The following is an 11,597-nucleotide window of genomic DNA, read 5'->3' as shown; positions in this document are numbered from 1 at the left end:
CATTTCGGCACTGAGGATCAGTCGCGGGACCGATCGAGAATGCCCTGCATCTCAATCGTCGAAAAGTGGTACGCCTCGTTGCAGAAGTGGCACACCACCTCGGTATAGGGCTGGTCTTCTTCGTCGATGATCCGCTGGATCTCGTCGCTGCCCAGGCTTACGATGGCGCCCTCGAACCGCTGCCGCGAGCAGGGGCAGTTGAATGAGATGGGGTAGCGGTCGCCGAAGGTGTAGCCCTCGGGAAAGAGCATCTCCAGAATCTGCTCGGGGGTGGTGCCCTGGCGGATCATGGTGGTGGGATGCGGAAGCGCCGCCGCGCGCTGCTCGATCTCCACGATCTCCTCGTCCGAAAGGCCGGGAAGCAGCTGCACCATGTATCCGCCCGCCGCGTCCACCGTCAGGTCGGGGTTCACGAACACGCCGATGCCTACGGCCGACGGCGTCTGCTCGCTCTTGTACATGTAGTACGCCAGGTCTTCGCCGATCTCGCCGGAGAGCAGCTCCACCATCCCCTGGTAGGTTTCGCGCATTCCCAGGTCGCGCGTCACCGACACGTAGCCGTCGGTGCCCACCACACCCGCCACGTTCAGCTTGCCGCTCGCGTGGTGGTCGGCGTGCGCGTGCGGGTTGCCGACGAACCCGCGCACCTCGCCGCGGCCGTTGGCGGTAACCAGGATGCGGCGCACCGGCCCGTTGCCGCGCACGTCCACGGTAAGCGCGTGCTCCTCTTCCTTGAGCGCCGACGCCGAGAGCAGCAGGGCGCCCATGGCCGTGCGCCCCAGGGCGGCGGTGACGGCCGGGTAGGTGTCGTGGCGGCGCTGAAGCTCGTTCACCACGCCGGTGGCGTTCAGTGCGAAGGCGCGCACGCGCTCGTTCAGCGCGGTGGCGCGCACCAGGTAATCGTTGTTGGTCGTCGTCATCATCGCCTCCCCAAACAGAAGCCGCGGCCGTACGTGCGGGCCGCGGCGCAACATCATCCGGTACAACGATTTGGGACTTCGGTTCCCATGCGGGCGCGTTCACCCGTGCGGCAGCGGTCACCGTATCCGACGCCTCGGCTGCCGTGGGGCCCTCACCCGTCCTCGCTTATGCTCGTCCACCCTCTCCCACAAACAGCGTGGGAGAGGGGGTACACACCAACTCGGGGCGTCGAATCAAACCGGTGCGTTCCCAGGCGAAGCGCGACGGCATCATCTTGACCCCCAAGCGCACCAAACCGTCTAGCATGGTCGCGCACGATGCCCAAAGGGGCCTCCAGGCAAGCCAGTCCGCGAAGGCGAACTTCGTGTGGTCGTTGCAGCGAATTCATTCGCCCGTGCAGGGCCGCGGCCACCCCATTCCTCAGGGTACCGAGAAAAGCCGCCCGGCCGCCCGACTGAATCAACGACGTGCGACGAGGCGCGGCACCGTGCCGCCCGGAAGGCGGCGTTCGATCCACCCACGTTCATCCCATGCGCAGATTCGTCCAGCTCCCCTGGCTCACCGCCGCGCGCCCTTCGCGCCAGGCGGCGGGCGTGAGCCGCCCGCCGATGCTCCGCCGCCTGCGCGCGGCCATCCCCCTCTCGGCCATGCTGGTGCTTGCCAGCTCCGCTCCGCTGGTCACGGCCTGCGACCTGTCACCCACCGACCCCGGCTCCGGCACCAGTTGCTGCAAGGTGTGCAAGGAGGGCAAGGCGTGCGGCGACACGTGCATCGCCAAGAACCGCACCTGCACCAAGGGCTCCGGCTGCGCCTGCAACGGCTGAGATCCGGCCGTCAGCGGCTATCGCCCACCCGCCGCGGCAGCGCGAGCACCCGCCCGTGCAATTGGGATGAGAAGCGGCCCTGGTCCGCCGCCGGGCGGCCGTTCACCAGCACGTGCACCATCCCCTCCGCCAGCTTGTGGGGATCGCTGAACGTGGCGGGGTCGTTCACGCGGGCCAGGTCGAAGACCACCACGTCCGCCACGGCACCCTCGCGCAGCGTGCCGCGGTCGGGAATGCGGAACACCGTCGCCGGAAGCGAGGTCATGCTGCGGATGGCGGCGGCCAGGTCCATCACCCCGCGCTCCACCACGTACTCGCGGATCTTGCGCGGATAGGTGCCGTACGAGCGTGGATGGGGCACGCCCTCGCCCATCGGCACCAGGTCGCCGTCGGACGAGGTCATCATCCACGGCTGCCGCATCAGCAGGTCCACGTCGGCATCCAGCATGTTGAACGACACCACGCCCGGGTTGCCGGTGCGCAGCAGCTCCAGCACCGCGTCCACCGGCTCCACCCCGCCGCGCTGCGCCACCCACAGCAGCGTCCTGCCCTCAATCGTGGGGTCCGCGCGGTGGCGGCGGAACTGGATGCGGTCCGCGCCGCCGCGCCGGTCCAGGTTGTCGAGCACCTCCACCCGCAGCCGGGCGCGCTCCGCGGGGTCGGCGATGCGCCGCTGCAGGGCCGTGTCGCCCCCCGCCAGCGCCCACCTCGGCACCAGCGCGCCGCTCAGCGAGGTGGCGGACGCGGTGTAGGGATACTGGTCCGCGAACACCTCCACGCCCTCGGCGCGCGCCCGGTCGATGCGGCTGACGAGCGCGCCGGAGTAGCCCCACACCCGCGGCCCCAGCGCCTTGAGGTGCGTGGCCACCACGCGAAGCCGTGCCTCGCGCCCGATGCGGATCACCTCGTCCACCGCCGCCACCAGCCCCACGTTGTAGTCCGCCTCGTCGCGGATGTGGCTGGAATAGGCGCCCCCGTACCCGGCCACGATCCGCGACAGGTCGATCAGCTCCTCGGTTTTCGCGAAGCTTCCCGGGGCGTACCAGGGCCCCGTCGACAGGCCGAACGCACCCTCCTCCATCCCGGCCCGCACCAGCGCCCGCATCTGGTCCATCTCGGCCGCCGTGGGCGCGCGGTCGGCCATCCCCATCACCCGCGACCGCACCGAGCCGTGCGGCACCATCTGCGCGACGTTCACGCCGATGCCGTGCGACTGCATCTCCGCGCGCTGGCGGGCCATGTCCGTCGCCCCGCCCCCGTCGGGGTTCACCAGCACCGTGGTGATCCCCTGCGCCAGCAGCGGCTGCCCGTGGCTGAGCGCCGCCGTCGCCAGCCCCTCGCCCGCATGGGTGTGCACGTCGATGAAGCCGGGCGCCACGTACAATCCCGCCGCGTCGATCTCCCGTGCCGCGCGCTGTCCGGAAAGGTCTCCGACAGCCACGATGCGGTCGCCGCGGATGGCGACGTCCGCGCGGTACCAGGGATTGCCGCTGCCGTCCAGCACCCGCCCGTTGCGGATGATGAGGTCGTACCCGCCCTGCGCGTCAAGCGGAAGGGCCGCGAGAAGCGCCGCGCCGGCCAGGAGTCGGCGAGTGATCGTGCCGAAGGACATTACGTGGTTCCAGGAAGAAGGGGGCAGCGAGCCGACGGATCGGCCCCGGCACGGGTACGGGGCGCGGCGGGAAAACACGTGACATTGCGGAAGCGTGTGGCGATGCACAAGATGCACGTCCCGACGCCATCTCACGCTCCCGAGGACCAATCGATGACGCCTTCCACGCCGCGATGGGCGCTGACCGCCTTCGTGCTCGCCGCCTACGCACCCGCCGCGGCCGCGCAGGCCGGCCTGGCGGACCAGGTGGAGATCCGCCGCACGGCGTATGGCGTGCCGCACATCCGGGCGGAGAACTTCCGCGCCGCGGGCTTCGGGCTGGGGTGGGTGCAGCTGGAAGACCATGGAATGCGCATCGTCCAGGGGCTGGTGCGCGCGCGGGGCGAGCTGGCCCTGCGCTACGGGGCCGACAGCCTGGACTCGGACTTCGATTTGCGCCCCGTACACCGGCGGGCGGTTGCCAGCTATCCCCTCCTGGAAGCCGACACGCGCGACATGTACGACGGGTTCGCCGCCGGGGTGAACCGCTACGTGGAGCTCCATCGATCCGAGTTTCCCGCGTGGGTAACGCCCACCTTCAGCGGCCACGACGTGCACGCGCAGGGGATGGGCGGGGGCGGCCCCGACGTGCGGCGCTTCCTGAACCGCGTGCGCGGCGAGCCGCCGCGGGGCGGGGCCGCGCAGCCCGGGGCGGAGGGCGACCCGCAGGCACCGGGCGCGGAGGACGGCTCCAACGCGTGGGCCCTGGCGCCCAGCCGCACCCGGTCCGGGCGCGCCATCCTGCTGCGCAACCCGCACCTGGCGTGGTCGGCCGGCTACTACGAGGCGCACGTGACGGTGCCCGGGCAGCTGGATTTCTACGGCGACTTCCGGCTGGGCGGGCCCATCGTCCTCGTCGGCGGCTTCAACACGTACCTGGGCTGGGCGACGACGAACAACGCGCCGGACCTGGAAGAGATCTACGCGCTGGAGGTGGATCCCGCCCGTCCGGACCACTACCTGTTCGACGGCGGCTCCGTCCCCCTGCGGCGCGAGACGGAAACGGTGGAGTTCGCCAACGGCCCCGGCGTGGGCACGGTGACGCGCGAACGCTGGACGACGCCGCTGGGGCCCGTTATCCACCGCGGCGGCGGAAGAATCTACGTGGTGCGGGCCGCCGGGGAGGACGAGTTCCGCGGGGGCGAGCAGTTCCTGAAGATGATGCGGGCACGCAACCGCACCGAATGGACGAACGCCCTGCGGATGCGGGCGCGAGTGACCTCCAACCTCACCTACGCGGACCGCGACGGGAACATCTACTACGTGTGGAACGCCACCCACCCGGCCCTGCCGCACCCCTCCGGCGGCGACACCGCGGCAATTCCCGCCAGCCGGAGCACGGACGTGTGGACGCGCGTGGTCGGGTTCGACTCGCTTCCGCAGGTGCTCAATCCGCGCGGCGGATACGTGCGCAATGAGAACGATCCGCCGTACCTGACCAACCTGCACCAGCCGCTGCGGCGCGAGGACTATCCCGCCTACTTTCCCGGCGGAGCGGAGCTGCGCCTGCGCAGCCAGCACTCGCTGGAGCTGCTTCACAACGATCGCAAGTTTTCGCTGGAAGACGTGGTGGCCGCCAAGCACAGCATGCGGATGATCCTGGCCGACCGCGTGAAGGACGACTTGCTGCGGGCCGTGCGCGCCGCCCCGCCCACGCCGGAGGTCGCGCAGGCGGCGGCCGTGCTGGAGCGCTGGGACAACACGGCGGCGGCGGAAAGCCGTGGCGGCGTGCTCTTCGAAACGTGGTGGTGGCGGTACGTGCGCACCGGACCGCAGGCGCCGCCCAGCGCCGCCTCGGTGGGCTTTCCCGTGCCGGCCGCGGCACTCTTCGCGCGGGCGTGGACCGCCGCCGAGCCCCTGGCGACGCCCCGCGGCCTGGGCGACCCGGCGCGCGCGGTGGAAGCGTTCGCCTGGGCCGCCGCGGAGGTGCAGCGGAAGTACGGGAGCGCGGACGTGGCGTGGGGCACCGTCCACCGCGTGCGCCACGGCTCCGTGGACGTGCCCGTCGGCGGATGCAGCGGGTTCCTGGGATGCTTCCGCGTGCTGAACTTTCGCGAGGAGCCGGACGGAACGCGCACCGTCGTCGGCGGCGACGGATGGGTGCTCGCCGTCGAGTTCACGAATCCAGTGCGCGCCTACAGCGTGCTGGCGTACGGCGAGAGCAGCAAGCCCGGCTCGCCGCACCACGACGACCAGGCCGCGATGTTCGCCGCCAACCGCATGAAGCCCGTCGCCTTCACCGAAGCGGACGTGGAGCGCGCGACCGTGCGGCGCTACCGGCCCGGGCGGGAGGCGGGGGTGGCGACTCGGCAACAAAGGGGGAGAGCGTCGATCGTGCACCCCTGAGTCCTGGACGACGGAGCATTCGCACCACTTGCAGCCGAAGAATGAATTCGCTAATCTGGGCCGTGTAGCAGGTGGTATCAGGGGCTGGTATCGAACGCCATGTTGGTCCCTACCAATTTCGAACGACCGTGAGCTGCTGGGCTGTCCTACGGCAGTCCGGACGACCCCGTTTTTCCGCACCCGTAATTCGCTCCGCGTCCAGCTTCGCCATCGGCTGCACTCAGTTCCAAGATATTGTCATTCACTCCCGATCCGCATGCACTCTTCTCTTGTTTCCGCCTGTGTTGCGACAGCGCTGCTCCTCGGCGGGTGCGCAGGCACCTCTTCGGCTGGCCGGCCTGGAGCGCCGACTCTAGCGGGCTCTGGGCCGTCCGCCAGCACGGTCGTGTACGTCGACGGGAGTAGTCTCGGTGACATGAATGGGTACCCACCGCCGGCGAACTCCGTCGAGCCGTTGAGCGAAGCAGAAACGGAGCTGCTGCTGCGGGCGGCCGGCAGCCTGCCGGAATTCTCACCGTACCTGTTCAGTGGGTGTCATGACCGGGCGCACGCGGCCTATGTGCTGCTGCCTGCGGCCGTGCGGGCGAAGGCTGGCAAGGTGTGGCTCTTTCCCCCGGCCCGCTACACGTCGGCCATTGCCGGGAAGTTGGGACTTAATCTGGCCGTGCCGTATGGCGAAAAGGTAGAATGGGGCTATCACGTGGCCTTGTATTTCAAGACCTCCCGCGGCGATCTGGTGCTGGACGCCGCGCTCACGCCGGGCCAGCTGATCTCGCCTGAGCGCTGGTTCTCCATGATGAAGATCCCGGCGCCCTCCTTCTGGACCGTGCTCGACGGGGGATTGTACCTCTTCAACGACTCCGGCACCCCCTCGTTCGGCCGGCCGCCGTGGCCGCACCGCAACACGAACCTGATGAATGGCTACTTCTACCGCTACGAGGGCGACGCGGCGGGATCGAACCGGATTCCGTTGAACCTGGCACGTGACGCCGTGGGCGCGGCACTGATCGCGGGCGGCGGATGCCCCGCCCTGCGAGCGGCCATCACTGAGCCCGAAAACCTGCTGGAACTACTTCGGCGCACGGATCTACCGGCGGATTGCGCGCCTCTCCAGGAACGGTTCCGCACCGAGGTCCAGTCATGGTCGCAGCGGCTTTCCCAAGCGCGGTAGCGCGACACGAGGGGCGGGCGGTGCCGTGAAGAGCGCACGGACCACCCTGTCGGCCACGTCTCCGCTCGCCCCACTCGCTTCACCCTCCTCAAGAGCCCACGCCTGCACCCGGAGACTTCATGCGCACTCGCGTGCGGATCCTGATCACCGCGCTTCTTCTCCTCTCCTCCCGTCCGGCGCTTACGCAGGAGCCCCCCCCGACTTGGCACGAGCAGGTTGGCTGCGCCCTCGCCCCAGACACCGAGAGCCTGAAGCTCACACTGCCCATCGAGGTGCTGGACCAGTTGGAGCGCATGTCTAGCAGCGCGTTCGTGCACGCGTTCCTCATCCACTACATCTCGAGTGATGCTGCTGGCCAGCATCGCCTGGCCCGGTGCGCGCGCGCGTTCGCCCGCGCGCCCCTTCATGATTTTGGCACTTTGCGGCAAAACCTGCCGGACGCGCAGTCGATCATCGACGCTCTGCGCACGGCCGAGCAGGCCCGCGTGCGCGCGCTGCGACTGGCCGATTCCGTTCCCACGCTGGACACAGCGGTGGCGCAGCTCCGGGCAGATCCGTCTCCGGCGGTTCTGGAGCTTTCCGCCGAACAGTTCGCCACGACTCTGGAGCGGATTTGCCGGGGTGACCGCAGGGGAGCGTGCGGTACGCTGTACAGCGTGACAGTGCAAATCAAGGCCGTGCGCGACTCCCGGGCCGCCGTGCATGCGGCGGCGGAGCGGGCGCGCCTCAAGGCTCAGGAAGCCGAGCGCGCTGCGGAGGACGTGCAGGCGGCAGTGCAATCGCTGGCCACGGCCAGGGGGCTGCGCGCCCAGCTAGACACCGCCGTCATCAAAACCGACTCCACTCCCGCCCGGGAGCTGGACGCCCGGATTGCGCGGTGGCAGCACATGGTGGATTCGCTGACCGCCCGCCACCAGGCGAGCGTCCTGGAAACCGGCCAGGGCGGAACGGAGCGGGACAGGCTGGCCACCCTTGCGCAGCAGGCGCAGCAGCAACTCGATGCGCTTCTCCCAAAGCTGCAGGCGGACCTTCGCGACGAGGCAAGCCGGATCCCAGCCCGAACCGTCGCGGCACTGCAGGGCACACGGATCGGCGCCGCCGTTTCGGCCGTCGTGGCGCCACCACCCGCGGCCGCGGCGGCCAGCTCCGACCTCCGCTCGCCCAACCTCCTGGTGGAACTCACGGACTTCATCATCGCCCGCATGCGCCGCGAGGCGGTGAATTCGTTCATCGTGAACCTGCACGGCTTTGCCCGCAGCGAGCCCCTGCTGCGGGCCGGGTTCCCGGAGACGTGGGCGCTGATGCAGGGGCTTTCCACCCGCGCAGACCAGCGGGTCGACGCGGTGGACGTGGGGCGAATTCCCCTCACGGCCTGGCGCGCAACGCTGGGGGGCGATTTCGTGCAGCTGCCGGTGAACCTGCTGAAAGGGGGAGCCGTGGCCATCTGCCCCGCCGAGCCCGCGGCCGGGGCGGACAGGCGCGGGGCGAGCCGCGGGAGTGGCGGGGCCGGTCGGCGCGGGCAAGCAGGAGCGCTAGACTCGGTCGCCAGCACGGGCGCAGACTCGGTGCGGGCTCCCACGGGCGCGGTACGCAGCGCCGTGTGCGCCCAGCGGGTGGCGACCGTGGCGCCGCTGGTACCGATGGCGACGCGACTGCTGGAGGGGGATGCCGTTTTCGAGATCTTGCGGGATGCGGGCTCATTCACGCTGCCGCAGGGGCCGGACCTGCCGCCGGAATGGCGGCGCGTCTCGCAGGGCCTCACCGTGCTGGCCACTCTCGCCGAAACGTACCTGGCGCAGGGGTATGCCCCCACGGCGGACCCCACCCGGCACCCGTACCTGCTCACCTCACGGTCGCTGTTGCAGGTTCCCAAGGAGCAGCGCGGCGCGTTCGTACGCCTGCTGCTGGTCCGCGCGGTGCCCTCGGCCGGGGACGTGCCAGTCGATCTTGGCCAGGGGGCCGCGCTCGAGCAGGCAGCCGTGGGGACGGTGCGCGTGCTGGAGCGCATCGCAGCCCGCGCCGCCCCTGCGGATCCGCGTCCGGCGGACGCCGGGGTGGTGGTGCGCAACGCGTTCGACGCGGTGACGAGCGCGATGGACGTTGCCCGCGCCCTGGCGCCGAAGAGCGCAACAGCGCACCTGGAAAGCATCCACACGCGCTGGCGTGCCGTCTCGGGGGCCCTGGAAGCCATCACGTCGCGGGATTTCGGGCTGGCCTTGTCGCGAACCACTGTGCTGCTTCGTGACGTGCGCACCGTCCAGGTTCCCGCGTCCATGCTGACCCTTGCTGCGCTGGCCTCGTCGCTTTCGGAGGCCCGGGATGGAGCGCAGGTGCAGGCGGCTTTTGAGACCGCTGCCTCGCCGGTCGGCGGGTGGCAAGGTAAGCGTTACTGGGAGGGTGGCGCGTCCATCACCGCGTTCCCCGGCTTCGCCACCGGCTTCGAGCGCGTCATCCGGGAGGGTGACGACCCGGAGGAGGTGGAAGAAGCGGCACTAGCGATGGGTGCGTCGCTCCCAATTGGCGTCGAGTGGCAGTTCGATCTCACTGGCGCGGCCGACGCCAGTTCCGTGAAGTGCGTGCTGCAGGTGTGCGGCCTCGGCGTCTTCATGCCCCTCATCGATCTGGGCGCACTACTCAGCTACCGCCTAGACAACACCCAGAACGTGCGATCCGAGCCAAATGCCAATGTGCGTCAGGTGTTCGCGCCGGGGCTGTACGCGAGCCTCGCCCTTACGCGGACCTGGCCCGTGAATGTGCTGCTCGGTGGACAGCTGATGCCCTCGCTTCGCAGCGTTGGGGCGGAGGAAAACCCTGCCCACCGCTCCGTCATTCGGTACGGAATCGGCATTGGAATGGATATCCTCCTCCTGAAGCTCTGACGATCGTGAGGCGGCGCGCCAGGACCCAGGGCATCTTACCGAGTCGGACATCGCTTGCGAGTGTCCTCGGCTCGTGTCTGGTAACTCCCGACGCGGCAGAATCGTCGGCTTGGCGGCACTAGCCCGGTAACGCGTCAGTGAAGGAGAACCGAAAGCCCTGCATCGCTCTTCGATGCGGGGCTTATCGTTCTCGGCTACGGAAACGTGCACGTTTGCGGCGATACACATACCTGCTGAACCACACCGACCTGTATGAGAGCCTGCGCCAGCGCGCGGCCTGACGACGCGGAGCGCGGGCCATCGGAGATCCGTGTCCGCGCCGCGCGCTCTGTCCGATGTTCGTCCGGGTTCGGCCGTGAGAATTTTCTTGACCTGGGCGGAACACACGATTACCCTTGGCCCTTCGCCGGCGCAGCAGTCCCCCGCGCCCGGCTCCCGCATCCCCCCAGCCGGCCATCCGGCAATCCCACCCCGCAGGACCCTCCGGAGGAAACCGCTCGATGAAGAAGTGGATGAAGCGTTTGGGCATTGGCCTCGGCGGGCTCGTGGTCCTGCTGCTGGTGGCGTTCGCCGTGGCGTACGGCGCCAGCAAGAAGCGGCTCAACCAGCGGTGGAACGTCGCGGCGGCGTCGCTGAACATCACGCGCGACCCTGCGCAGGTGGCGCGCGGCAGGCACGTGGCCACCGCCGTTTCCAAGTGCACCGAGTGCCATGGCCAGGACCTCGGGGGAACGGTATTCATCGACGGCATGCCCATGGCCGTGCTGATCGCCCCAAACCTTACCGCGGGCAAGGGGGGCGTGCTCCCCCGCTACACCGACGCGCAGCTGGAGGCAGCCATCCGCCACGGCGTGCGCCACGACAAGCGCGCCCTGCTCATCATGCCGTCGGACGAATTCCAGCACCTGAGCGACGAGGACGTGGCCGCCGTCATCGCCTACATGCGCTCCGTGCCGCCGGTGGACCGGCAGCTCGCGCCCTCCAAGGTGGGGCCGCTGGGGCACGTGCTGCTCGCCACCCGCCAGCTTCCCCTGCCCGCCGAGATCATCGACCACGCGCCGCGTACCCGCCGGGTTCCGCCGCAGGGCGTTACGCGCGAGTACGGGCAGTACCTGGTGAGCGTGGGCGGATGCGTGGGGTGCCACACACCCAGCCTGGGGGGCGGCCCCGGCCATGGCCTGCCGACGCCCAACATCACCCCCGGCGGGCCGATCGGCTCGTGGAGCGAGGCCGACTGGTTCCGGGCGATGCGCGAGGGCAAGCGCCCGGACGGCTCGGCCATCCGCCCCGAGATGCCGTGGAAGGCGGTCGGCAGGATGACGGACGACGAGCTGCGCGCCATGTGGATGTACCTGCGCACCGTGCCGCGCGTGGAGCCGCAGGCGAAGACCTGACCTTCGCCGCACGCCCGACGCAGCGAGGCCCGCCGTGGAACCGTCCACGGCGGGCCTCGTCATTCCGCAGATGCGGGATCAGGCGTTCTGCGTCTCGCGCTCGCCCGTCTCCACGCCGATCTGCTGCTGGCCGCCCTCGCCGCCGATCTGGATCTTGCGGCGGCGGGCCTTTTCGCTCTTGGGGACGACGACGGTGAGCACGCCGTCCTCGAAGGTAGCCTGGATGGCGTCGCTGTCGACGTCGCGGGGCAGCACGAACGAGCGGGTGAAGGTGCCGTAGCGGCGCTCGGCCAGGTGGAACCGGCCCTTCTCGCCCTCGGTGCGCTCCTCGCGCTTTTCGCCGCGGATGGTGAGGACGTTGTTCTCGACGTCGATCTCGATGTCGTTGCGCTTGAGCCCCGGCATCTCGGT

The 11,597-nt window shown here is 69.8% G+C and carries 8 protein-coding genes; 5 read left to right on the top strand and 3 right to left on the bottom strand.

Translation table 11 applies throughout. The annotated features are described in order from the left end of the window. Positions 1 to 17 precede the first annotated feature (17 nt). Positions 18 to 923, bottom strand: a complete 906-nt coding sequence (gene hslO / locus VIB55_RS16850) for an Hsp33 family molecular chaperone HslO (protein WP_331877834.1) — start codon at positions 921 to 923, stop codon at positions 18 to 20. 528 nt (positions 924 to 1,451) lie between these two features. Between hslO and VIB55_RS16845 the strand changes: the two genes are divergently transcribed. Then, positions 1,452 to 1,745, top strand: a complete 294-nt coding sequence (locus VIB55_RS16845; RefSeq protein WP_331877833.1) for a hypothetical protein — start codon at positions 1,452 to 1,454, stop codon at positions 1,743 to 1,745. A gap of 10 nt (positions 1,746 to 1,755) precedes the next feature. On the opposite strand, the gene VIB55_RS16840 is transcribed toward VIB55_RS16845, so the two are convergent. After that, positions 1,756 to 3,357, bottom strand: coding sequence for an N-acyl-D-amino-acid deacylase family protein (locus VIB55_RS16840; RefSeq protein ID WP_331877832.1), 1,602 nt, complete (start codon positions 3,355 to 3,357; stop codon positions 1,756 to 1,758). 153 nt (positions 3,358 to 3,510) lie between these two features. Here VIB55_RS16840 and VIB55_RS16835 point away from each other — a divergent pair, with 153 nt between their 5' ends. From VIB55_RS16835 to VIB55_RS16820, 4 genes are all read left to right on the top strand, one after another. Further along, positions 3,511 to 5,742 carry a penicillin acylase family protein gene (locus VIB55_RS16835; RefSeq protein ID WP_331877831.1) on the top strand — a complete coding sequence of 744 codons (2,232 nt, stop codon included), beginning with the start codon at positions 3,511 to 3,513 and terminating at the stop codon, positions 5,740 to 5,742. Positions 5,743 to 6,196: 454 nt separating this feature from the next. Further along, on the top strand, positions 6,197 to 6,913 hold the full coding sequence (locus tag VIB55_RS16830) for a protein-glutamine glutaminase family protein (protein ID WP_331877830.1): 717 nt from the start codon (positions 6,197 to 6,199) through the stop codon (positions 6,911 to 6,913). 119 nt (positions 6,914 to 7,032) lie between these two features. Next, positions 7,033 to 9,792, top strand: coding sequence for a hypothetical protein (locus VIB55_RS16825; protein ID WP_331877829.1), 2,760 nt, complete (start codon positions 7,033 to 7,035; stop codon positions 9,790 to 9,792). 500 nt (positions 9,793 to 10,292) lie between these two features. Next, positions 10,293 to 11,186: a cytochrome c gene (locus tag VIB55_RS16820; RefSeq protein WP_331877828.1), complete on the top strand. Its 894-nt coding sequence runs from the start codon at positions 10,293 to 10,295 to the stop codon at positions 11,184 to 11,186. Positions 11,187 to 11,264: 78 nt separating this feature from the next. Here the strand turns inward: VIB55_RS16820 and VIB55_RS16815 are convergent. Continuing rightward, on the bottom strand, positions 11,265 to 11,597 hold a 333-nt coding region (locus VIB55_RS16815), incomplete at its 5' end, for an Hsp20/alpha crystallin family protein (protein WP_331877827.1).

This window comes from Longimicrobium sp., assembly GCF_036554565.1.
Taxonomy (GTDB): domain Bacteria; phylum Gemmatimonadota; class Gemmatimonadetes; order Longimicrobiales; family Longimicrobiaceae; genus Longimicrobium.
This window is presented reverse-complemented; position numbering and strand designations above follow the sequence as displayed.

What these genes read in the sequence shown, in the direction of transcription:
- hslO (WP_331877834.1), bottom strand. Translation starts at nt 923, where the DNA reads ATGATGACGACGACCAACAACGATTACCTGGTGCGCGCCACCGCGCTG.
- VIB55_RS16845 (WP_331877833.1), top strand. Translation starts at nt 1,452, where the DNA reads ATGCGCAGATTCGTCCAGCTCCCCTGGCTCACCGCCGCGCGCCCTTCG.
- VIB55_RS16840 (WP_331877832.1), bottom strand. Translation starts at nt 3,357, where the DNA reads ATGTCCTTCGGCACGATCACTCGCCGACTCCTGGCCGGCGCGGCGCTT.
- VIB55_RS16835 (WP_331877831.1), top strand. Translation starts at nt 3,511, where the DNA reads ATGACGCCTTCCACGCCGCGATGGGCGCTGACCGCCTTCGTGCTCGCC.
- VIB55_RS16825 (WP_331877829.1), top strand. Translation starts at nt 7,033, where the DNA reads ATGCGCACTCGCGTGCGGATCCTGATCACCGCGCTTCTTCTCCTCTCC.
- VIB55_RS16820 (WP_331877828.1), top strand. Translation starts at nt 10,293, where the DNA reads ATGAAGAAGTGGATGAAGCGTTTGGGCATTGGCCTCGGCGGGCTCGTG.